The sequence below is a fragment of the Streptomyces sp. NBC_01450 genome (genome assembly GCF_036227505.1).
GTDB lineage: Bacteria > Actinomycetota > Actinomycetes > Streptomycetales > Streptomycetaceae > Streptomyces.
In genome coordinates this window covers 769,521-792,515 of sequence record NZ_CP109480.1, presented here as the reverse complement: position 1 = coordinate 792,515, position 22,995 = coordinate 769,521, and the positions used below count along the sequence as shown (strand labels likewise).

The 22,995-nt window shown below is 69.8% G+C and carries 18 protein-coding genes and 1 pseudogene; 14 read left to right on the top strand and 5 right to left on the bottom strand.

Annotated features, from left to right (window positions below; genetic code table 11):
* The first annotated feature begins 114 nt into the window (after positions 1–114).
* The 6 genes from OG568_RS03655 to OG568_RS03630 all read left to right on the top strand — a co-directional run bounded on the left by OG568_RS03655 (position 115) and on the right by OG568_RS03630 (position 9,039).
* The gene (locus tag OG568_RS03655; RefSeq protein ID WP_266424755.1) at positions 115–1,428 is read left to right on the top strand and encodes an ABC transporter substrate-binding protein; all 1,314 of its coding nucleotides are present in this window, start codon (positions 115–117) and stop codon (positions 1,426–1,428) included.
* 26 nt (positions 1,429–1,454) lie between these two features.
* Complete coding sequence (locus OG568_RS03650) at positions 1,455–2,393, top strand: carbohydrate ABC transporter permease (protein WP_266424753.1); 939 nt, start codon at positions 1,455–1,457, stop codon at positions 2,391–2,393.
* Positions 2,390–3,316 (top strand): carbohydrate ABC transporter permease, encoded by a 927-nt coding sequence (locus OG568_RS03645; protein WP_385074123.1) that lies wholly within the window; start codon positions 2,390–2,392, stop codon positions 3,314–3,316. Before OG568_RS03650 ends, OG568_RS03645 begins: the two co-directional genes overlap by 4 nt.
* Before the next feature lie 36 nt (positions 3,317–3,352).
* The gene (locus OG568_RS03640) at positions 3,353–5,167 is read left to right on the top strand and encodes an alpha-galactosidase D (RefSeq protein WP_329530242.1); all 1,815 of its coding nucleotides are present in this window, start codon (positions 3,353–3,355) and stop codon (positions 5,165–5,167) included.
* A gap of 168 nt (positions 5,168–5,335) precedes the next feature.
* On the top strand, positions 5,336–7,756 hold the full coding sequence (locus tag OG568_RS03635) for a glycosyl hydrolase family 95 catalytic domain-containing protein (RefSeq protein WP_329530241.1): 2,421 nt from the start codon (positions 5,336–5,338) through the stop codon (positions 7,754–7,756).
* On the top strand, positions 7,753–9,039 hold the full coding sequence (locus tag OG568_RS03630; protein WP_443077531.1) for an SGNH/GDSL hydrolase family protein: 1,287 nt from the start codon (positions 7,753–7,755) through the stop codon (positions 9,037–9,039). The genes OG568_RS03635 and OG568_RS03630 overlap by 4 nt, the downstream gene beginning before the upstream one ends.
* A gap of 22 nt (positions 9,040–9,061) precedes the next feature.
* Here OG568_RS03630 and OG568_RS03625 read toward each other — a convergent pair whose 3' ends face one another.
* Positions 9,062–10,861, bottom strand: a complete 1,800-nt coding sequence (locus OG568_RS03625; RefSeq protein ID WP_329530240.1) for a coagulation factor 5/8 type domain-containing protein — start codon at positions 10,859–10,861, stop codon at positions 9,062–9,064.
* Positions 10,862–11,321: 460 nt separating this feature from the next.
* Here OG568_RS03625 and OG568_RS03620 point away from each other — a divergent pair, with 460 nt between their 5' ends.
* A complete protein-coding gene (locus OG568_RS03620) occupies positions 11,322–12,194 on the top strand; it encodes a universal stress protein (RefSeq protein WP_329530239.1) in 873 nt (290 codons plus the stop codon).
* Positions 12,195–12,274: 80 nt separating this feature from the next.
* On the opposite strand, the gene OG568_RS03615 is transcribed toward OG568_RS03620, so the two are convergent.
* Entirely contained in the window at positions 12,275–12,628 is a 354-nt protein-coding gene (locus OG568_RS03615) for a hypothetical protein (RefSeq protein ID WP_266424737.1), read from the bottom strand.
* A 106-nt stretch (positions 12,629–12,734) separates the two neighbouring features.
* Between OG568_RS03615 and OG568_RS03610 the strand changes: the two genes are divergently transcribed.
* Together OG568_RS03610 and OG568_RS61220 are read left to right on the top strand one after the other, a co-directional pair.
* Positions 12,735–13,403, top strand: coding sequence for an NUDIX domain-containing protein (locus OG568_RS03610; RefSeq protein ID WP_329530238.1), 669 nt, complete (start codon positions 12,735–12,737; stop codon positions 13,401–13,403).
* Between the two features lie 68 nt (positions 13,404–13,471).
* Positions 13,472–13,581, top strand: a pseudogene (locus tag OG568_RS61220) (aldo/keto reductase); the annotation flags it as partial.
* Between the two features lie 137 nt (positions 13,582–13,718).
* Here OG568_RS61220 and OG568_RS03605 read toward each other — a convergent pair.
* Together OG568_RS03605 and OG568_RS03600 are read right to left on the bottom strand one after the other, a co-directional pair.
* Positions 13,719–16,265 (bottom strand): SpoIIE family protein phosphatase, encoded by a 2,547-nt coding sequence (locus tag OG568_RS03605; RefSeq protein WP_329530237.1) that lies wholly within the window; start codon positions 16,263–16,265, stop codon positions 13,719–13,721.
* Positions 16,266–16,554: 289 nt separating this feature from the next.
* Complete coding sequence (locus OG568_RS03600; RefSeq protein WP_329530236.1) at positions 16,555–17,463, bottom strand: LysR family transcriptional regulator ArgP; 909 nt, start codon at positions 17,461–17,463, stop codon at positions 16,555–16,557.
* A gap of 66 nt (positions 17,464–17,529) precedes the next feature.
* Between OG568_RS03600 and OG568_RS03595 the strand changes: the two genes are divergently transcribed.
* Together OG568_RS03595 and OG568_RS03590 are read left to right on the top strand one after the other, a co-directional pair.
* The gene (locus tag OG568_RS03595; RefSeq protein WP_329530235.1) at positions 17,530–18,141 is read left to right on the top strand and encodes a LysE/ArgO family amino acid transporter; all 612 of its coding nucleotides are present in this window, start codon (positions 17,530–17,532) and stop codon (positions 18,139–18,141) included.
* 61 nt (positions 18,142–18,202) lie between these two features.
* A complete protein-coding gene (locus tag OG568_RS03590) occupies positions 18,203–19,567 on the top strand; it encodes an MFS transporter (protein ID WP_443077530.1) in 1,365 nt (454 codons plus the stop codon).
* Positions 19,568–19,628: 61 nt separating this feature from the next.
* Here the strand turns inward: OG568_RS03590 and OG568_RS03585 are convergent, their stop codons facing one another.
* Complete coding sequence (locus tag OG568_RS03585; RefSeq protein WP_329536249.1) at positions 19,629–20,525, bottom strand: Gfo/Idh/MocA family protein; 897 nt, start codon at positions 20,523–20,525, stop codon at positions 19,629–19,631.
* A 158-nt stretch (positions 20,526–20,683) separates the two neighbouring features.
* Between OG568_RS03585 and OG568_RS03580 the strand changes: the two genes are divergently transcribed.
* Genes OG568_RS03580 through OG568_RS03570 form a run of 3 tightly spaced genes read left to right on the top strand, consistent with a single transcriptional unit; the run spans position 20,684 to position 22,846 of the window.
* Positions 20,684–21,139: a MarR family winged helix-turn-helix transcriptional regulator gene (locus OG568_RS03580; protein WP_266424723.1), complete on the top strand. Its 456-nt coding sequence runs from the start codon at positions 20,684–20,686 to the stop codon at positions 21,137–21,139.
* Entirely contained in the window at positions 21,136–22,026 is an 891-nt protein-coding gene (locus OG568_RS03575) for an ATP-binding cassette domain-containing protein (protein WP_329530233.1), read from the top strand. Before OG568_RS03580 ends, OG568_RS03575 begins: the two co-directional genes overlap by 4 nt.
* The gene (locus tag OG568_RS03570; protein ID WP_329530232.1) at positions 21,986–22,846 is read left to right on the top strand and encodes an ABC transporter permease; all 861 of its coding nucleotides are present in this window, start codon (positions 21,986–21,988) and stop codon (positions 22,844–22,846) included. Before OG568_RS03575 ends, OG568_RS03570 begins: the two co-directional genes overlap by 41 nt.
* Positions 22,847–22,995 lie beyond the last annotated feature (149 nt).

Below are 22,995 nucleotides of genomic sequence, written 5' to 3'. Positions count from 1 at the left end.
CACCGCTCGTCAGAACCGCACCGCTCATCAGGACCGCACTGCCGATCAGACCTGCACCATCCATCAGACCCGCACTGCCGATCAGACACGTACTGACATGCATGAGGAGCAACGATGACGCAGCAGAGCCGCAATCCCCTGGCTGCGCGTGACCCGGGCCGCCGCAAAGTCGTCGGCGGACTGTTCGGACTCGGCGCCGCCGCACTGGCCGCGCCCGTCCTGACCGCTTGCGGCGGGGGAGCGGGGGCCGACCCGAAGACGGTCACCCTCGGATCCAACGGCGGCGACGCCACGCCCAAGAAGGCCTACGCCGCCGTCACGGCGGCGTTCGTCAAGGACAGCGGGCTGAAGGTGAAGACGAACACCGTCGACCACGACACCTTCCAGAAGAGCATCTCCACCTATCTGCAGGGCACCCCGGACGACGTCTTCACCTGGTTCGCCGGCTACCGCATGGACTACTTCGCCAAGAAGAAGCTCTGCAGCCCCCTCGACGACGTGTGGGACAAGATAGGCGCCGACTTCAGCGACGCCACCAAGCAGCTCTCCCGCGGCGAGGACGGCAAGTACTACTTCGTGCCGCTGTACAACTACCCGTGGGCCGTCTTCTACCGCAAGAGCCTCTTCAAGGAGCGCGGCTACCAAGTCCCGCAGAAGTGGAGCGAGTTCATCGCGCTCACGAAGCAGATGAAGAAGGACGGGCTCTCGCCGATCGCCTCCGGCTACGGCGGCGGCGACGCCTGGAGCATCCTCGGCGCCTTCGACTACCTCAACCTGCGGACCAACGGCTACGACTTCCACATGTCGCTGATGCGCGGCAAGGTCTCCTGGACCGACAAGCGTGCCCTCGCCATCCTCGACCACTGGCGCGAACTCGTCCCCTACTACCAGCAGGGCGCCGCCGGCCGTTCCTGGCAGGACGCCGGCCAGTCGCTGCTCGACAAGAAGTCCGGGATGGCCGTCATCGGCCTCTTCCTCGGACAGCAGATCACCGACGAGAAGATACGCGCCGACATCGACTTCTTCCCCTTCCCCGAGATCGACGCCACTCACGGTCAGGACGCCGTCGAGGCACCCACCGACGGCTTCATGCTCAGCCGCCGGCCCAAGAACGAGTCGGGTGCCAAGAAGTTCCTTGAGTTCCTCGGTGGCGCCCACACCGAGGAGCTGTACATGGGGGTCGACCCGAGCAACCTCGCCGTCAACGAGAAGGCGAGCACCGGCTCGTACAACGCGCTCCAGAAGAAGTCCGCCGACCTCATCGCCTCCGCCAAGCACATCAGCCAGTTCGCGGACCGCGACAGCGACCCCGGCTTCATCTCCACCGTCGTACTTCCCGGCCTGACCGAGTGGCTCAGCCACCCCGACGACGGCTCGGGAACGCTGAAGAAGATCGAGTCCCAGCGTTCGCGCTTCTTCACGGCCTGACCAGGACCGGAAAGGTCTCACGCACCGTGTCCTCCGCGCCCACCACGCCCCCCGCCTCGCGACGCGCCCGCCCCCGCCGGCTCGGCACCGGCGACCGGATCTTCCTCACCGTCATCATCGGCATCCCGCTGGCGGCCCTGCTCTTCTTCGTCTGGCTGCCGGCACTGGCCTCCCTGGGACTGTCCTTCACCACCTGGGACGGCGTCGACCTGGCCGACATCCACTGGATCGGCCTGGACAACTACAAGGAGATCTTCACCAACTACCCGCCGTTCTGGCCCGCGGTGCGGCACAACGTGATCTGGCTGCTGTTCACGGCCCTGCTGCCGACCCCGTTCGGCATCTTCCTCGCCTACCAGCTCGACCGGAAGATCCGCTTCACGAGGATCTACCAGACCGCCATCTTCCTGCCGATGGTGCTCTCCCTCGCCGTCGTCGGCTTCATCTGGGAGATCATCTACAACCCCGACACGGGGCTGCTCAACGGCATCCTGAGCGCCGCGGGATCAAGCCACCACATCGACTGGCTCGGCAACTCCGACCTCAACCTGTGGGCCGTCCTGGTCGCCTCGAGCTGGCGGCACACCGGATACATCATGATCCTCTACCTGGCCGGCCTGAAGGGCTTCGACCCGGCGCTCAAGGAGGCCGCCGCGCTCGACGGGGCCAACGGACGCCAGACCTTCATGCGGGTGGTCTTCCCGGCCCTGAAACCGGTCAACGTCATCATCCTGGTCATCACGGTCATGGAGTCCCTGCGCTCCTTCGACGTCGTCTACGTCCTCGGCGGCGGCGTCGGAAGCAAACCGGGCATGGAACTCCTGTCCCTCCTCATCACCGACAACATCATCGGCGAGTCCAGTCACATCGGTTACGGGTCCGCCCTCGCGGTCGTCCTGCTCGTGGTCTCCCTTGCCGCCATCGGGACCTTCCTCGTCCAGAACTTCCGCAAGGAGGACCAGTGACCACGACCGTGCCGCGCCCGGCCTCCCGACCGCGGACCCGGCGCGCGCAGCAGACGCCGAAGACCCCTTCCGGGCCGCGGCGCCAGACCGGCCGTCATCTGATGCTGGGCGGCATCGCCCTGCTGTGGCTGGTCCCGCTGCTGTGGGCCATGTACACCTCGCTGCGGCCCTATTCGGACACCGCGAAGCACGGATATCTCTCCTGGCCCCACAGCCTCAGCTTCGGCAACTTCAGCGACGCCTGGAGCCAGTCCGGGATGCCGCACTTCTTCTGGAACTCCGTCCTCATCACCGTGCCGTCCGTCCTGTGCACCCTGCTGTTCTCGGCGGCGGTCGCCTTCTTCGTCTCCCGCTTCGACTTCCGCTGGAACATCGTCCTGCTGATGCTGTTCACCGCGGGCAACCTGCTCCCGGCGCAGGTCCTCATCACCCCCCTGTACCGCCTCTACCTCCTCATCCCGCTGCCGGAGTGGATGAGCGACTCGCTCCTCCTCTACAACTCGGCCTGGGGCATCATCGCGATCCACATCGCCTACCAGTCCGGCTTCTGCACCTTCGTCCTCAGCAACTACATGAAGACGATCCCGAAGGAGATCTCCGAGGCGGCGCTCGTGGACGGAGCCCCCGTCTGGCGCCAGTTCTTCCAGATCATCCTGCCGCTGTGCCGCCCGGCCTTCGCGGCCCTCGCGACCCTCGAATCGATCTGGATCTACAACGACTTCTTCTGGCCGCTCGCGCTCATCGAGTCCGGCGACAAGCGCCCGGTCACCTCCGCCCTGGCCAACCTCCAAGGCGCGTACTTCACCAATCCCAACCTCATCGCGGCCGGTGCCTTGATGACCGCGATCCCCACCCTCCTGGTGTACTTCGCGCTTCAGCGCCAGTTCATCAGCGGACTCACCATCGGCTCGGGCAAGGGCTGAGCCGCCCCAACCCTGAACCCACTGGAGGCACGACCCATGCGGTCATCCTCGTACCCCGTCCTGCCCCTACGCACCCTGAGAGCCGTGGTGGTGTTCGCCCTCACGGCGGGCCTCGCGACCGCCGTCCCGGCGGCACAGGCCAAGACCCCCGCGCCGCGCGAGACCACGGCCACGCCCGTCGCCGCCAAGCCGTACATGGGCTGGTCGAGTTGGAGCATGCAGTCGTCGAAGTACCCGGGCCTCAACCCGGACGGCGACTACAGCTACCTCACCGAGGCGAACGTCCTGAAGCAGACGGACGCCCTCGCCGCCAAGCTGAAGAACTACGGCTACGACCACGTCAACATCGACGCCGGCTGGTGGATGGACAAGACCTGGAAGACGGGCTTCGACCAGTACGGTCGCCAGACGCCCGACCCGGTCCGATTCCCCCACGGCATGAAGTCGGTCGCCGACCACATCCACTCCAAGGGCCTCAAGGCCGGCATCTACCTGCCCGTCGGCCTGGAGAAGGGGGCGTACGGCGACGGCAAGACGCCGATCTGGAACGCCCCCGGCTGCACCACCGCCGACGCCGTCTACACGGACCTGCGCACCACCAACGGCTGGGACAACGCCTACAAGCTGAACTTCGACAACCCCTGCGCGCAGAAGTACATCGACTCGCAGGCGCAGCAGTTCGCCGACTGGGGCTACGACTTCTTCAAGCTGGACGGCGTGGGCCCGGGCTCCTTCAAGTCCGGTGACAACTACAACAACGTCCCCGACGTCGCCGGCTGGCAGAAGGCCATCTCCGACACCGGGCGCCCGATCCACCTCGAGATCTCCTGGTCGCTCGACATCGGCCACGCCGCCGACTGGAAGAAGTACTCCAACGGCTGGCGCATCGACACCGACGTCGAGTGCTACTGCAACACCCTTGTCACCTGGGAGAACTCGGTCAACGACCGGTGGGACGACGCCCCCGCGTGGAGCCGCAAGGCGGGCCCGGGCGGTTGGAACGACCTGGACAGCCTCGACGTCGGCAATGGCGAGATGGACGGCCTCACCAAGGCCGAGCGGCAGAGCTACATGACCCTGTGGGCCATCAACAAGTCGCCGTTGTTCACCGGTGACGACCTCACCAAGCTGGACAGCTACGGCGTCTCCCTGCTGACCAACAAGGAAGTCATCGCCGTCGACCAGAACGACTCGCCCGTGGCGCGTCCGGTCACCCCGGTCGGCAACCAGCAGGTCTGGGGCACCAAGAACGCCGACGGCAGCTACACCGTCGCCCTGTTCAACCTCGGTGACTCCCCGGCCTCCGTCACCGCCCAGTGGGCCTCCCTCGGATTCACCGGCAACGCCTCCGTGCGCGACCTGTGGAACAAGGCGAACCTCGGAACCTACAAGAACAAGATCACCGAGGCGCTGCCCGCACACGGCTCGCGGCTGTTCACCGTCAAGCCCGGCGGCAGCACGCTGACCACCACGAGCTACGAGGCCGAGGACGCCGCCAACACCCTGTCGGGCAACGCCTCCGTCGCCGGGTGCGACGCCTGCTCCGGCGGCAAGAAGGTCGGCAATCTGTACACCGGCGGCAAGCTGCGGTTCAACGACGTCACGGTGAAGAAGGACGGCATCTACACCGTCAAGGTCGCCTACGTCAGTGGCGACTCCCGCTCGGTGACGGTCTTCTCCGACAGCGGCAACGGCACCAGCGAGAAGTTCCCCTCCACGGGCGACTGGAGCACGGCCGAGACGGTCAGCGTCCAGCTGGCGCTGAAGGCCGGTTCCAACACGATCACCTTCGACAGCGGCAGCGGATACGCGCCCGACATCGACAAGATCGTCGTTCCGCAGTCGGCCTGACGTCCGTAGTCAGACCGAGTTCAGCAGCTGGACTGAGTTCCGCAGTCCGCCACCCCGCTTCCCACGGGGCCCGGTGACACGACCCGGGCCCCGTGGGGACCTGGCCACGCCGACGGTCCGCAACCGTCGTTCCCGCACGAGCCGCTCCCGGATATGGAGTGCACAACCGTGGACATCCAGCACACCACCGCATCACACGACAACACCCCCAGCCGCAGGGGCTTCCTCGCCCTCGCCGCCGCAGCCGGCGCGGCCACCGCACTGGGCGGCCTGCCCGCCTTCACCGCCTCGGCGGCCCCCATGCGCCCCACCGCATCGCCCATGCTGTCCGCGGCCGACGCCGCGAAGAACCAGCTGTGGTGGCAGGCTCCCGGCTCCGCCAACTCCATGATCGAGCAGGGGCTGCCGGTGGGAAACGGGCGCCTCGGGGCGCTCGCGAGCAACGACCCCTCCAGCGAACTCCTGACGATCACCGACGCCACCCTGTGGACCGGTGGCCTCAACGACAAGCTGGACAGCGACGGCCAGTTCCCCTACGGCCGCGACGACTTCGGCTCCCTGACCCTGCTGGCCAGGCTCACCGTCGCGATCCCCGACCACGACCTGGGCAACGTCAACAACTACCGGCGTTCCCTCGACCTGGCCCAGGGCCTGATCAGCACCTCGTACGACATCTCCGGCGTCACCTACCGGCGGCAGATCTTCGCCAGCACCCCCGACGACGCCATCGTCCTGTACTTCTCCCAGCAGGGCGGCGGTTCCTACACCGGCACCGTCTCCCTCGCCGGCACCCACGGCGAGTCCACCACCGCCAACAGCGCGGGACGGTACGCGTCGTTCGGCGCGTCCTTCGCCAACGGCCTCAAGTACGGTGCCGCCGTCACCGCCTACAGCGGCACCGGCAGGGTCCGCGTCGACGGCACGTCGATCGCGTTCAGCGGCTGCAAGGACCTCACCGTCGTCGTCAGCGGTGGCACCAACTACGCGCCCGACGCGGCGGCGAAGTTCCGCGATCCGTCCCTGGCCCCGGAGCGCCTCGCCAGGAACAAGGTCCTGAACGCGGCCGGTCACTCGGCGAGCACCCTGCTGCACACACATGTCGCCGACTTCCGGGCCGTGTTCGGACAGCTGGACATCGACCTCGGCACGTCCTCCGCAGCGCAGCGCGAACTGGACACCTGGGAGCGGCTGCAGGCCCGTCACCGGGACGACATACCCGACCCGGAACTCGAGGCCGCCTACCTGCAGTTCGGCCGCTACCTCATGATCTCCGGGTCGCGCGGCAGCCTGCCGATGGGCCTGCAGGGCCCCTGGCTGGCCGGCAACGACCCGGACTGGATGGGCGACTACCACACCGACATCAACGTCCAGATGAACTACTGGATGGCCGACCGGGCGGGCCTGTCCGACAGCTTCGACGCCTTCGCGGACTACTGCCTCGCGCAGCTGTCCTCCTGGACGGACGTCACCCGGCGACTGTTCAACACCCCCGCCAACAGGTACCGCAACTCCAGCGGGAAGGTCGCCGGCTGGACCGTGGCCTTCTCCACCAACCCCTACGGCGGCAGCGGTTGGTGGTGGCACCCGGCGGCCAACGCCTGGCTCTGCCAGAGCCTGTTCGAGCACTACGAGTTCACCCAGGACCGCGCCTACCTCAAGAAGATCTATCCCCTCATCAAGGGCGCCGTGGAGTTCTGGGAAGCCCGCCTCATCACCACGACCGTCACCGACGCCTCCGGGACCTCACGCGAGGTCCTCGTCGACGACAACGACTGGTCCCCCGAGCAGGGTCCGCAGGACGCCAAGGGCATCACCTACGCCCAGGAAGTGGTGTGGAACCTCTTCGGCAACTACCACACCGCAACCCGGGTACTCGGCAAGGACACCTCCTACAGCGCGACCATCGACGGCCTGCGCAAGCGCCTGTACCTGCCCGTGGTCAGCCCCAAGACCGGCTGGCTGGAGGAGTGGATGTCGCCCGACAACCTCGGCGAGACCACGCACCGTCATCTCTCCCCGCTCTTCGGCCTCTTCCCCGGCGACCGGATCCGCCCGGACGACTCCACGCCGAAGGACATCCTCGCCGGCGCGACGGCCCTCCTGACCGCCCGTGGCATGAACAGCTACGGCTGGTCCAACGCCTGGCGCAGCCTGTGCTGGGCCCGGCTGAAGAACGCGGAGAACGCCTACCAGCTCGTCGTCAACAACCTGAAGCCGTCGGCGAACGGGAGCAACGGCACGGCGCCGAACCTCTTCGACATCATGGACATGGGAGAAGGCCGCGGCATCTTCCAGATCGACGCGAACTTCGGCACCCCCTCCGCGATCATCGAGATGCTGGTCTACTCGCGACCCGGACACGTCGAGCTGCTGCCCGCGCTGCCCGCCGCCTGGGCCGGATCCGGTTCGGTGTCCGGCGTGGGCGTCCGCGGCGGCTTCGTCGCCGACCTCAGCTGGAAGAACGGCAAGGTGACGCAGGCCAGGCTGAAGAGCGTCGGCGGCCGCGAGACGACCGTCGTCGCGGGCGGCGCCTCGCGCAGGATCAGCCTCGAGCCCGGTGAGTCCGTCACGCTGCGGGGCCTTGGATGAGCGCCCTCCGGTTCCGCCGCCGCGCCGTGGGCGTCGTATCCGCACTGCTCCTCGCGGTCTGCGGACCCCTGACCGCCTCGGCGGCGGCGCAGCCGCAGGTTGCGTCGGGTACCTCAGGTGGATCGGGTGAATCACGTGAATCGGGTACGTCGGTGATGTCGGCCGCCACCGCGTCGGGCAAGCACTCCGTGATCACATGGGGCGCCAGTGCCGACCGGCAGGGCGAAGGCCCCGCCGACCGCAGCTACCGGCTGATCGTGCGTACCAGCGTCGGCGGCACGAACATGCGTATCCGGTTGTCCAACGCCTTCGGCGAGCACCCGGTGACCTTCGCGAGCGCGTACGCCGGACTGCAGAAACAGGGTGCGGAACTGGTCCACGGCTCCAACCGCCGGCTGTCCTTCGGCGGGGCCGCGTCCGTCACCGTCCCGGCCGGCGAGACCGTACTCAGCGATCCGCTGCCCGGGAAACTGGCCGCCCAGAGCAACCTGGTCATCAGCCTGTACGTGACCGGCGCCCAGGGGCCGACGACCGGCCACGGCATGGCCATGCAGACCAACTACGCGACCGCGGGCGATCACGCCGCCGAGGAGAGCGCGGCCAACTGGACCGATCCGATGGGCTCCTGGTATTGGCTGGACGCCGTCGACGTGGAGACGTCGGCGGCGGTCGGCTCGGTGGTGACCCTCGGCGACTCCATCACCGACGGATGGGCCTCGACCACGGACCAGAACCGCCGCTGGCCGGACTATCTGTCCCGGCGGCTCCAGGCCGCGTCCGGACTCACCGTGAAGGGAGTGGCGAACGAGGGGATCTCGGGAAACAAGGTGCTCGCCGACGGCGCCGGGCAGGCCGCCCTGAACAGGCTCCAGCGTGACGTCCTTTCCCAGCCCGGGGTCCGCACGGTCTTCCTCTTCGAAGGCATCAACGACATCAAGGCCCATACGGGTGTCACGGTGGAGGACATGATCGCCGGCTACCGGCAGATCATCGACCGGGCCCACGCGGCAGGCAAGTGTGTCGTCGGCGCGACCGTCATGCCGTTCAAGGGCTGGTCCGAGTACGACGCGGCCTTCGAGGCCGTGCGCCAGGGCGTCAACGACTGGATCAGGAACAGCGGCGCGCTCGACGCCGTGACGGACTTCGACAGGATCACGCGCAATCCGTACGACCCGCAGCTGATCCTTCCGTTCTTCGACGGCGGCGATCACCTGCACCCCAACGACAAGGGGATGCAGGCGATGGCCGACGCGGTGGACCTCGGAAGCCTGACGTCCTGCTGACGTGCGGCTCCACGCGGGGCGGTCAGGGGTACGAGACCACGGTCGACGGCACCGTCGAGGTGCCCGACGTGGGTGCGCCGGTCTCATTGACGACGTGCTCGTACTGACCCTGGCCGCCCAGCGAGACGACCAGCAGGTCGTGGAACTTCACGCCCGGCGTGTTCGGCGCGGCGAATCCGTTGTGCTGGACGATCGTCGGATCGACGTTGTAATAGCAGTAGCTGCCCAGGCCCCACCCCTCGTGCGTGGTCACGGAGTCGGCGACCTTGTAGGCCGCGTACCCCTTGACGCCGCCGTTCTGGATGGCGGCCTGGTTCGGCGCGTCGTACGCCTTCTCGTTCTGGAAGAAGATGGTGCGACCGCGCTGGCCGTACCACTGGACGTCGTACTTGTTGAAGTGCTCGACGAACAGACCGGTGGCCAGGACGTCGTCGCCGTTGACGCGGATGCCGTAGTCGGCCCGGTTGGTCTCCCAGCCGACACCGGTGCCGTGGTCGGCGCGCCAGATCCAGGTGTGGTCGATGATCGTGTCGCGGCTGTTGATCACCATGCTGGTGGTGGCCTTGCCGGCGCCCGCGCCGCCGATCCGGACGAAGACGTCCTGGACGGTGGTCGGGTTGGCCGAGTGGTTCGCGGAGGCCCCCGTGGGGCCCACCTCCAGCAGAGTCGCCGAGTTCACCGGTCCGGCGTCGATGAGGAATCCCGCGAGCCGCACCCCGTCGACGTCGGCCGTCCTGAGCGCGGTGACGCCGTTGTCCGGGATCAGGGTGGCGTAACCGAGCCCGAGGACCACGGTGCCCGCGCGGTTGACCTGGATCGGCTGGTCGAGGTGGTAGATCCCCGGAGTCAGCAGCAGATGCAGCCCCTGCGTGAGCGCGGCGTTCAGGGTGGCGGCGGTGACGCCGGGCTTGGCCACGTAGAACTGGGTGAGCGGCAGCGAAGTGCCGCGCGGGGTTCCGCTGCCCCAGGTGGTGCCACGCGCGTTGGTGCGCTGCTCCGGCAGGAAGACGCGGTACTCGCTGCCGCTGAGGTACAGGAACGGCTTCTCCCTCGACACCGGCGTGGTGTCGAGCGTGGTGTAGGGCGGGTTCGGGAAGGACTGCGCGGGTGCGCCCTGGACACCGGAGAAGACCATGTTCCAGACGGCGTTGGCCCAGCCGCCCACCGAACTGTCGCGGGTGTACCACTGCTGCTGCGAGTACGGTCCGACCGAGCCGTCGATGCGGCTGTCGGCGATGTAGCCGCCGCTGGCCCAGCCGTAGCCGCTGGGGGCGAGGTTGAGACCGCCCTTGACGTGCATCCGTCGGAAGGGCGCGGCCTGGGCGACCGCCCACCGGTTGGTGCCGTTGACCGGGGTGAGGGCGAGATTCTCCGCCGAACGCCAGAAGTTCTGGGTGGCGTTGCCGTTGAACCAGCCCGCGTCGACGGTCACATCGCCGTTGATCGTCGTGTCGTCGGGGGAGAGGCCGAGGCCCGCGATGGACGTGTAGAAGCCGAGTTGGGCGTTGAGCCCGTTGTAGGTACCCGGCTTGAACAGCAGCGCGTAGCGGCCCGTGCCGAACTGGGCCGACTCCTGCTGCCGGAACACCTCGTCCAGTTTGGCCTGGATGCCGGAGGTCGAGGGTCCGAACACGATGACGTTCGGACCGAGATCGCCGCCGCCCGGCAGGACCTGCGCCTGCTCGGCGGGCGCGGCGGACGCCGGCGAGGACAGACCGAGCAGCGCGGGCGCGGCCGCGGTGGCGGCCATCGCTCCGAGGACGGACCGTCTGCCTGGCAGGGACCGGCCGGAGTCCGAGGAATCCATGGGGATGTGAGGCATGGGGGGCGACTCTCCTTGTTCAGAAAATGAACGGTGGGAGGTTCTGGGAGCGCTCTCTTGCGGATGCATGCTTCATCCGCGTGAACACAGCGTCAAGAGTTGTCACACGAGTCCTGCGGATTGTTGCTCGAGGAGACGTCAATGGGTAAAGGGTTTGCGGTAGTTCGGTGAGCCCTGGGATCTGCTGAAGGTGCCGGGCCGTGGGTGATTGTCTTCAAGAGGTGCGCACACAAGCGCAGTCCCGTCCCCGCTCCCGTTCCTCGGCGTACCCGGGAGCGGTGTCATGGATCGTCACCGTCATGGGGCCACTGGGCGGGTATGCCGACTCGTGGTGCGCGAGCCGGCGTAGGGGGGCGCCCCGGGTCCTGCGCGACTCGGCGGTGACCGTGCCGGACACTGGACCGGTCAGCAGGGTTGAGGGACCGGCAGAGCGGGCGAGCCGGCGACGAGAGGCGGGCGCATGACCGACCGGATCACCGTGGGCGTGGACGGATCCCCCGAGAGCCGGGCCGCGCTGGCCTGGGCGGGCAGGGAAGCCGTCCGCCGCGGGCTGCCCCTGCGCGTCGTGTACGCCTGGCAGTGGTCCCACCACGAACTGCTCGGCGGCGTTGACCGGGACGAGCAGGCGCGCGGGGCACGGGAGATGGTCGAGGACGCGACCCGCACCGTCACCGACCGGCACACGGACCTGCCGGTGATGGCGGAGGCCCTGGACGGCGGCGCCGTCGACTCCCTGCTGGCCGAGGCCGCGGCGACCGGGATGCTGGTCCTCGGATCCCGCGGGCACGGCACGATCGTCGGCTTTCTGCTCGGTTCCGTCGGCCAACAGGTGATTGCCGAGGCGCCGTGTCCGGTCGTCCTGGTGCGGGCCGACGACCGCGCGGCGTCCGAAGTGGGCGGCCGGGAGATCGTCGTGGGCCAGCAGGGCGGTCCGGACGACAGCGCGGCCGTCCTTCGGTTCGCGTTCGAGACCGCGGCGGCACGGGGCGCCGTGGTGCGCGCCGTGCGGGCGTGGAGCCTGCCGCCGGTGTTCGCCTACAGCCCCGGCTCGCTGAAGCTGCTGGACGAGGCCGGGGGGTTGGAGCCGTACGAGAAGAAGGCGCTCACCGAGGCACTCCAGCCGTGGCGGGAGCGGTTCCCCGACGTGCCCGTCACGCAGCACGTCGAGATGGGCAGCGCCGGGCAGGTGCTGCTGTCGCTGGCCGAGCGGGCCCAGCTGATGGTCGTCGGTCGCCGCGTCCGGCACTCGGCGGTGGGGGGACGGATCGGTTCGGTGGCCCATGCGGTGATGCACCACGCGCCCTGTCCGGTGGCGGTGGTTCCGCACTCCTGAGGTGGAGGTACGGGCTGATCATGAGCCGGCACGGGCTGGGCCTTCGGATATGTTCAAGTTCCGAAGGCCCAGCCCGGCCTCTACGTGTTGTCGGCCCTCGACATGCGCAGGGCGAGGTCCTGGAGCAGGTCGGCCGTCTTGACGTCGGTGCGTCCGGAGTCGTGGAGGTCGGCGAGTTCGGAGAAGAGGAACGCGAAGGCGCCCACGAGAGAGATGGTGGCGGGGAGGTAGGCGTCCGCGACAGCCTGCCCGGCCTCCGCGGGACCGGCGTCCCCAGGCACCTCGACCCTGGGGAACACCTCCGTGACGAGCGCACCCAGCTGGGTCTCGGGCGACTCGGCCTCGGCGTTCTCGTCCTGGGCGATCCTGCGCACCATCGCGTTGGTCTCGGTGAGCACGCCGATGGCGCGCAGGATGATCTCCGTCTGTTCCATGCCGTGAGCCTAGACGGGCGAAGCCCCGCTGTGGCCTGGATGTTCGGGTGGGATGGTAGACAGTGGTCATGAACCACTTCTCCCGCCCCCGCCCGGCCCGCACCCGATGACCGCAGGCATCGACACCCCGGACCGCCGGGGCCGTACCGGACTCGACCGCGTCGGCCGCGATCTGACCGGCAACCCCCGGGTCAAGGTCCGCGAGGTGACACTCCTGTCCAGCCACTGGTACGTGGAGCGCACCACCACCTTCGACTTCCAGCACGCCGACGGCACCTGGAGCACCCAGGAACGTGAGACGCATGACCGCGGCAACGGAGCGACTCTCCTGCTGTACGACGCCGAGCGCGAAACCGTGCTGCTGACCAGGCAGTTCCGCTACCCCGTGTACACCAACGGCCACCCCGACGGCATGCTGGTCGAAACCCCGGGCGGCCTGCTGGACGAGGACGACGAACACCCCGAAGTCGCCGTACGGCGCGAGGTCATCGAGGAGACCGGGCACACCGTCGGCGAGGTCCAGCACGTTTTCGACGTCTACATGAGCCCGGGCTCGGTCACCGAGCGGGTCAGTTTCTACGCCGCCTCCTACGGCCCGTCCACCCGCACCCACGAAGGGGGCGGCCTCGACGAGGAGGGCGAGGACATCGAGATCGTCGAACTTCCCTTCCGCAGCGCACTGGCCATGATCCGCTCCGGAGAGATCGCCGACGCCAAGACGATCATGCTGTTGCAGTGGGCGGCTCTGGAAGGACCGTTCAAGCCCTTGCGTTGACGTGCTCCTCAAGTTCCAGACTCCTGTGCGGGCCCCCGGACGGTCGGGCCCGAACAGGAGGGACCACCATGAAGTACCGGAGACCATCGGTACCGATCCGAAGACCCGCCGTGAGGTGAGTGCGCTCGCGCTCGGCGCGATGCGGTTCGGCTCGGTGACGGACGAGAAGACCTCCTTCTGGTCTGCATGTCGTCCGTGGCGCAGTTGGAGGAGAACCTGGCGGCCGTGGACCTGGAGCTGACGCCGGAGCGGCGGGAACGTCTGGACGCGGCCCACTGAGAGCTCCGAGGGAGTTCGAGGGTGAGGGCCGTCGCCTCAGTGGCGGCCCTCGCGCGTGGAGCTGCGGGTGGTGAGCAGGAGCGCGATGTCGTCGGGGCGCTCGGTGGCCCGCCGTGCGTCCGCGGTCAGCAGGTCTGCCGCACCGGACAGGGAGGAGGCGCCGGGCCGGGCGTGCGGGGTGCCCGTGCGGGACAGGGTCGCGCGCAGTCTCTCGATCCCGTCGTCGATGTCGGCCCCGGGGCGCTCGACCAGACCGTCCGTGTAGAGGGCCAGGACGGCGCCGGGCTCCAGCGTCAGCTCCGTCACCGGATAGCGGGCCCGCGGGGCCACGCCGAGCACCACGCCACCGGGCAGGTCGAGGAGCTCGGTGCGGCCGTCCGGGTGGCGCAGCAGGGGCTGCGGGTGACCGGCGCGGGCCGCCCGGGCGACACCGGTGACGGGGTCCAGCCTGACATAGCAGCAACTGGCGAACTGGCCCGGATCGAGGTCGATGAGCAGCCGGTTGGTATGGCTCATCACCTCGTCCGGAGGATGGTCGCTGAGCGCGAACGCCCGTACCGCGCTGCGCAGTTGGCCCATGGTGGCCGCCGCCTGGACGCCATGGCCCTGGACGTCGCCGATGACCAGGGCCAGTCCGTCACCGGCCTCCACGACGTCGTACCAGTCGCCGCCCACGTCCATGCCCTTGGTGCCGGACAGATAGCGCCCGGCCGTCTCCACCTGCGGGTGCGCCGACAGCCGGTGCGGCAGCAGCGCCTCCTGGAGACCACGGGCGAGGGCGGCCTCGGAGTCGTAGCGCCGCGCCCTCTCCAGGGCCTGCGCGATGAGTCCGGTGAGCGCGGTCAGCACGGAACGCTCCTCCGTGCTGAAGCCCCGCGGACGGTCGAAGCCGAGGATGCAGGAACCGACCGGCCGCCCCGAGGCGATCAGCGGCAGGAAGGCGCGGGCGCCCTCCTTCGAGTCCAGCGGGATGCCGGGATAGGCGGCGGCCAGTTGGGGCATCGACTCGAAGAACAGCGGGCGGCCGGTGGTGAGCGTCTCCACCCCGGGCAGCTTGGCGTCGAGTCCCACCCCGTCGAAGGGCGCGAGGAACCCCTGCGGGAAGCCGGTCTCCCAGGCCAGGTACAGGCGCCGGTCCTGCAACAGATAGATGGCGAGCCGGCGTCCGCCGAACGCGGGCAGCAGCTCCCGCATCACGGTCTCGGACACCTGGCGGGCCGTCACGGCATCCGTCAGCGCCATCGCGAGGAGGACAGGGTGGTACAGAGCCGTCGTGGTGATGCCGGTCGCGAGCTCGGCGTCGCCGGACGGCCCGTCCGCCGCGGGCCGACCGCGGAGGGGCGCCGCCTCGGGCGCCTCCGTGATGTCCGCGACCCGCCCCATCGGGATCAGCTTGCAGGTCAGACTGCCGGGGCCGGGATACACGGACATCGTCAGCCACGTGTCGCCGTGATCCCCCGCCGGTGTCCGGTGGCCCCCACGAGGGCGGGCGACCTGGAAGTGTACCGGCTCCGGCGTCAGCAGCGCGCCGCGCAGATGATCCTCGTAGGACGGCTTGGCCAGCCACGGCACGGCCTGCCACAGCGGTCGCCCCAGCAGCTCCGCCCGGGGCCGGCCGAGGAGCTCCGCGGCGCGCGGATTGACGTAGGTGATCAGCCCGAGCCGGTCCAGCGCGAACACGCCCTCCGGGAGCAGGTCCGCGGCACCGTCCGCCGCCGGGCCCGGGCCCGGATCGACGACCGCGCCGCTGACCGAGTACGGCGGCACGAGAGCGTTGCCCGAGGTCCACAACTCCAGCAGCCGCAGCCCGCCGTTCACCGTGTGCACCGGAAGCGGGTGGGCCGGGGGACGGCCCGCCGCGGTCTCGTGCAGCGCGGCCAGCAGCACATGCGGATCGTCGAGGGCCAGCGCGTGGGTGAGCGCCTGCGGTGTCCCGGGAAAAGCCTTGGCGCCGGTGCCGAGCAGGGCCCACAACGCGTCGTCCCCGGTGACCTCGCCCGCGGCCGGGTCCCAGGTGAACCGCCCGACATAGCGGGGCGGCAGACCCTCGGCGGGCGGCCGTACACACAACGGTTCCCCGTCCCAGACGACGTCGGCACCGTCCTTCTCCAGGACCGACAGAGCCGTCCCCAGGTTCTCCGCCACCGCCGTCATCCGGTCACGGTCCGGCAGTACGTCGGTGGCGTCCGAGGCCGCGGGACGCAGCACCGTCAGGACCCCGAAGGACGACGAGGCGCTCACGACCGGAACGTAGAGCGAACCGAACTGGAACGGCAGCCCCGCCGCGAGTTGCGGATAACGGCGCATCGTCTCGGTGGCGTCGGCGAGCAGCACCTCCATGCCCGTCCGGTGGGACTCGGCGGCCGGGAACGGCCGGGCCAGGGGCATGCGCCACCAGGGACGGAACAACTGCCCCGGCAATCCGGCCAGCACGGCCAGCCGCAGCAGTTCGGGGTTGCTGGAGCGCAGATACACGCCTCCCGCGAAGCCACGGGCCGCCCGGATCGCGTCCGCCACGGACCCGCTGAGCAGGGCGGCCAGGCTATTCAGCGCCTGGACCTCACGCTCGGCGCTCCCAGTCATCGGTCTGCCCTCGTCCGCCCGCCGTCAGGGGGATTCCACAGCAAGAATGCGCCTCACGGGTACCCACCCGCACCTCGACGCCTCAGCCGCGATGGTCGCTCGGAGTTGCACTCGGCGTCACCCGGCCGGGTGCGGGCGTACTCAGCTTTGCCCAGCGCGAAGATACCGCGCCCGCGCCCCTTTCAGGAGCCCCGCGCAGATGTTGCTCCACGGCGCCTTCGGGCCGCGGTGTCCCCGGGCCGCGGTGTCCCCGGGCCGCGGTGTCCCCGGGCCTCGGTGATCGCGGTGGTCAGCGTCGCAAGGTCTGCGCGGCGACGGCCGCCACGGCCTCGGCCACCGCCGCGAGGGCCGGGAAGTCGAGTTTCCACTGCTGCCAGTACAGCGGCACGTCGAGGATCCGGTCCGGCGCGAGGTGGACCAGCCGCCCGGCCCTCAGCAGCGGTTCGGCCTGCACCTCTGGCACCATGCCCCAGCCCAGTCCGGCGACGACGGCGTCCACGAACCCCTCCGAGGTAGGCATGAAATGCCGCAGCGCGCTCGCGCCGGGACCGCCTCGCAGGCCCCGGACGAACTCGTCCTGAAGGTCGTCGTTCCGGTCGAAAGCCATCACGGGAGCGTCGGCGATCAGCTCGCTCAGCGACGCGTCCGTCCCCGCGCCGAGCCACCGCCCGGCGAAGTCCGGGGCTGCCGCCGCCAGATACCGCATCCGGCCCAGGGCGCGCACGGAGCAGCCCGCCACCGGGTCCGGCCACGAGGTCACCGCCGCCATCACCACCCCCTCGCGCAACAGGGCGGCCGTGTGGGCCTCGTCCTCGCGGCGCAGTTCGAAACAGAGCCGCAGCTCGCGCGGTACGCGGGTGAGCGCCGGCAGGAACCAGGTCGCCAGCGAGTCGGCGTTCACCGCGATCGACAACCGCGTCGGCTCCCCGGCCTCGCTCATGCCGAGCTCGGTGCGGGCGTCGAGCTCCAGCCGGGCCAGCCGGCGTGCGAACCGCACGACGACCTCGCCGGACTCGGTCGCACGCACCGGCTTCGTCCGCATCAGCAGGACGCGGCCGGTGCGCTGTTCGAGCGACTTGACACGCTGACTGACCGCCGAGGGCGTCACATGCAGGGCGGCGGCCGCCGCGTCGAAGGTGCCCTCGTCGACCACCGCGAGCAAGGTGCGCACCTGGTCGAGAGGGAGATCCGTCATCATGATCGCTAATGATACGTAAGAATCTTTAGCTGTACTCTTGACGGCTGTGTTCCTAGCGTCGCTGCCATGAACAACGCCCTGACCGCCGCGGTCGCCGGGTTCGGCACCGGCCTCACCCTCATCGTCGCCATCGGCGCCCAGAACGCCTTCGTGCTGCGCCAGGGGATCCGCCGCGAGGCGGTCCTGGTGGTCGTGAGCATCTGCGCGGTGTCCGACGCGCTGCTCATCGCGCTGGGGGTCGGCGGGGTCGGCGCGGTGGTCGTGGCCCGGCCCGAGGCGCTCACGGTGGTCGGACTGATCGGCGGCGGATTCCTCCTCTGCTACGGAATCCTGGCCGCCCGGCGGGTGCTGCGGCCCTCCGCGCTGGAGGCGGCGACCGGATCGGCGGGCTCCCGACGGCAGATCGTCCTGGCCTGTCTGGCGATGACCTGGCTCAACCCGCACGTCTATCTCGACACCGTGTTCCTGCTCGGCTCCCTCGCGGCCGACCACGGCCCGCTGCGCTGGACGTTCGGACTCGGGGCAGCCCTGGCCAGCCTGTGCTGGTTCGCCGCGCTGGGCTTCGGCGCCCGGCTGCTCGGCCGCTTCCTCGCGCGGCCGTCGTCGTGGCGGGTCCTGGACGGCGTGGTCGCCGCGACGATGATCACCATGGGCACTCTGCTGCTCGCCGACGCCTGAGACGGCGTACGCGATAGTGAACCCTGACAGCTGAAAGATGTATCGAGCAGCCAGGACGGCCGTGGACACGAGCAAGAGCAGTACGGACGGGGCGGACAGCGGGACGGACAGCACGTCGGCCGGCGGGGCAGGCAGTGGTTCGGCGACCGGGCCGGCCGAACCCGACGAGACAGCGGGCGCGGCGCGGGCGGAGCGTACCGGCTGGCGCCGCTGGGCGATGGACACCCGCCCGCTGCGACGCCCCGCGTACCGCAGGCTCTGGTCCTCCACCATCGTCACGGCGGTGGGCAGCCAGCTCACCGCCGTCGCCGTGCCCAAGCAGATCTACGACATCACCGGCTCCTCGGCCTGGGTCGGCTACGCGAGCCTCGCCGGACTGGTGCCGCTCGTGGTCTTCGCGCTGTGGGGCGGGGCGGTCGCCGACAGCATGGACCGGCGCAAACTGCTGCTGATCACCAACAGCGGGATAGCCGTCACCTCACTGCTCTTCTGGATACAGGCCGTCACCGGACTCGAATCCGTACTCGTCCTGATGATCCTGCTCGCCCTCCAGCAGGCCTTCTTCGGCCTGAACTCCCCGGCCCGCAACGCCTCCATCGCCCGGCTCGTCCCCGAGCACGAACTGCCCGCGGCGAACGCGCTCGGTTCGACCGTCATGCAGACGGGCCTGGTGGCGGGACCGCTGCTCGCGGGTGCCCTGATCCCCGTCATCGGCCTGGGCGAGCTCTATCTGATCGACTCCCTGGCGCTGTGCGTCACCGTGTGGGCGGTGATGCGGCTGCCCGCACTGCCGCCCCTGACCGGCTCGGCGGCCAGACGGGCGGGCTGGCGCGAGGTCGCCGCGGGCTTCCGCTACATTGCGCTGCACAAGGTCCTGCTGCTGTCCTTCCTCGCCGACATCATCGCCATGGTTCTCGGCATGCCCCGGGCGCTGTTCCCGCAGCTCGCCGCCGAGACCTACGCGCCCTACGGGGAAGGCCTCGCACTCGGTCTGCTGTTCGCGGCGATCCCGATCGGGGCGGTGATCGGCGGACTGATGTCGGGCACGTTCTCCCGGGCGCGCCGGCACGGGCTCATGGTGATCGTCGCGGTGATGGCCTGGGGGGCGGCCATCACCGGGTTCGGCCTGAGCGGCAGCCTCTGGGTGGCCGTGGCGTTCCTCGCCGCCGCGGGGGTCGCCGACATGGTCTCCATGGTCTTCCGCGGCGCGATCCTGCTGTCGGCCGCCACGGACGAGATGCGCGGCCGGATGCAGGGCGTGTTCACCGTGGTGGTCGCGGGCGGCCCGCGCCTGGCCGACGTCCTGCACGGAACGGCCGGCTCCGTCCTGGGCGCCCGCGCCGCCGTCGCGGGCGGCGGACTGCTGGTGGTCGTCGCCATGGCGATCCTGGCCGTCGCGGCGCCCGCGCTGCGGCGCTATGAGTGACGGGATTCGGGGCCTGCCGTTTGGATCAGGCGCCCTTGTCGACCTCCGCGGACTTTGGGCGTCAGCCCTCCGAGACCTGCGCCATCAGCGTCTGGAGGTGAAGTCCCCGATGGACGTCGAGCTCGCCGGACACCCCGGTGCGTACGGCCGTGGCGAAGTCCCGGCGCAGCACCGGCCAGGTCTCCTCGTGGTCGAGTTCGGAGGCGTCGTACACCAGTGGGGCCTGCGGACCGAAGAGTTCGATGCGCGTGTTGCCGCGCTCGACGTGGACCGATCCGGACAGTGACGCCTGACTGACGACACCGTTGGCGTGCTCGCAGGTCAGCTCGATCCAGCGGCGGGGGTCGCCGGTGCCGCGGACCCGGACGATCGGTCCGACCGCGGCGTCCAGGAGATCCAGAAGATGGGGACCCAGGTCGAGCAGGGCGCCGTGCTCGAGCCGCCAGGTGGTGGCGAACTCACCGCCCAGGAAAGCCCCGTGCAGGAGACACGAACGGGCCCCGGTGATCTCCAGCTCCCGCGCTCTGCCCAGGAACTCCCGGGTGGCCGGGTGGTAGCGGTTGGTCAGGACGAGCTGGGAGACGACCCCGGCCTCGTCGACGGCGTCGGCGAGGCGCCGCGCCGACGCCAGATCCACGCCGAGCGGTTTCTCCAGGAGCAGTGCCTTGCCCGCCTTCGCGGCCAGCGGCGCGAGTTCCGCCTGCACCGCGGGCGGAACGGCGAACGCGACCGCCTCGCAGCCGTCGAGCAGCTCCTCGAAACGCGTGACCGCGGTGGCCCCGTGGGGCTCGGCCGTCTCCCGGGCCGCCTCGGCGCGGCGCGCCCACACCGCGGTCAACCGTGTCTCGGGCCCAGCGGCGAGCACACGCGCGTGCACGGCCCGCGCCCAGGGCCCGGCACCGACCAGCCCGACCTTCACCGGGGGATGGGGCCACGGCAGCGAGGCATTGGTCTCGATCGAGGTCACGGAGTCTCCTTCTACTGGCGCCCGGGGTGGGGTGGGGAAACTCCATCACGGGGGCCGGTCTCTCTGCCAGGGGGTGCGGTGATCGGCTGCGGCCGGCTCTTGACCGTCCCTTTCCCTCATTACCTCTGATACAGAGCTATTCTCGGAACGTGGAGTCGGAGAGTTTTCCCGAGGCGCTGGCAGACACCTTGGCCGGAGTGCAGCGACTGATCCGGCGGCGGCTGCGCAGCGGCATGACCGCCCCGCGGCTGCGCGGCGCGGAGGTCGAGCTGCTGCGGCTGGTCGTGGCCCGCCCGGGCATCCGTGTGTCGGAGGCGGCCAAGGAGCTCTACCTGGCGGGCAATTCGGTCTCGACGCTGGTCAACCAACTGGCGCGGGACGGCTATCTGAACCGCGAGACGGACCCGGCCGACCGGCGGGCGGCGCGCCTGCTGCCCACACCGGCGGCGGACGCACGCCTGCGCGACTGGCGCGAGCGGCGCGCGGCCCTCGTACGCCGTCAGGTGGCCCGTCTCGACGAGGCTGACCGCGCGGCCCTGGAGGCGGCCCTTCCGGCCCTCCGCAAACTGGCGGTGACCCTGCACGAGGAGGCCGAGGAGACATGACCCGGAACTTGATCGGCGGGAGAGACTCCACCGAGGAGCCGGTGGCGGAGGCGGATGCCGGGACGGACGCCGTCAGCTGTGCCGGGCTCGTCTACGCCTTCGGCGAGACCACCGCGGTCGACGGGCTCGAACTCTCCGTCCATGACGGTGAGGTGTTCGGACTGCTCGGGCCCAATGGCGCGGGCAAGACCACCGCGATCCGCTGCATCACCACACTCCTGCCGGTTCCCACCGGTATGGTCCGCGTCTTCGGCCACGACGCCACCCGCGAACGCATGGCGGTACGGCGCTTGCTCGGCTACGTACCGCAGCAGCTGTCCGCCGACGCCGGGCTCACCGGCCGGGAGAACGTGGCCCTGTTCGCCCGCGTCTTCGACATCCCCCGCAAGGAGCGCGCGGCACGCGTCGGGCAGGCGCTCGCGGCGGTGGACCTCACCGACGCGGCCGACCGGCTCGCCAAGACCTACTCCGGCGGCATGGTCCGCCGCCTCGAACTCGCCCAGGCGCTGGTGAGCGCACCCCGGCTGCTGATCCTCGACGAGCCGACCATCGGGCTCGACCCGATCGCCCGCACGAGCGTGTGGGAGCACATCAACGCCGTACGCGACGCCACCGGTATGACCGTCCTCGTGACGACCCACTACATGGATGAGGCGGACCAGTACTGCGACCGGGTCGCACTGATGCATCGCGGCCGCGTCCGTGCCCTCGGCACCCCCGACGAGCTGCGCAGGGGCCTTCGCGAGCGGCGCGGCGCCGGGAAGAACGGTGAACTGCCCACGCTGGAGGACGTCTTCCGCGACATCGCCGGCAGCGGCCTCGACGAACAGTCTGGAGACTTCAGCGATGTCCGAAGCACCCGTCGCACAGCGTCCCGTGTCGGCTGAGCGCATCCATCCGGGCGGCCTCGACCTGCTCGTCGTCCCGCCGCGGGCCCGTACCGGCTGGCGGGTGCTGCCCGCCCGGGTCGGCGCGATGTGCGCGGTCGAGCTGCAGAAGCTGCGCCACGACCGCACCGAGCTGTACACCAGGGCGGTCCAGCCGGCGCTCTGGCTGCTGATCTTCGGCGAGACCTTCACCCGGATCAAGGCGATACCCACCGGCGGCATCCCCTATCTCGACTATCTGGCGCCCGGCATCATCGCCCAGTCCGCGATGTTCATCGCCATCTTCTACGGCATCATGATCATCTGGGAGCGGGATGCCGGGATCCTCACCAAACTGCTCGTCACCCCGACCCCGCGCTCGGCGCTCATCACCGGCAAGGCCTTCGCCGCCGGGGTCAAGGCGCTGATCCAGGCGGTGGTGGTCGTCGTCATCGCGGCGCTGCTCGGGGTGGCGATGACCTGGAACCCGCTCCGTCTGCTGGGCGTGGCCGTGGCCGTCGTCCTGGGCTCCGCCTTCTTCTCCTGTCTCTCGATGACCATCGCGGGCATCGTGCTCACCCGGGACCGGCTGATGGGCATCGGACAGGCCATCACGATGCCGCTGTTCTTCGGCTCCAACGCCCTCTACCCGGTCGCCGTCATGCCCGGCTGGCTCCAGGCCGTCAGCAAGGTCAACCCACTGAGCTACCAGGTGGACGCGCTGCGCGGCCTGCTGCTCGGCACACACGCCCACCTGACCCTCGACTACGGGGTCCTCGTCCTGGCCGCGGCCCTCGGCATCCTGTCCGCCTCGTCCCTGCTGGGCCGCCTGGCCCGCTGACCCGGGCGTGGCCTCGAACTTCCTGCCGGGTCCCTCCTGTTCGACGGTGCGTATGCGCCTCCCCCCGCCGTGACTTGACCAGATGATGAGGGTCAGCGGCCCGCGGGGCTCATAGGCTGTGCGTCATTGATCACTTGATCACTTGATTG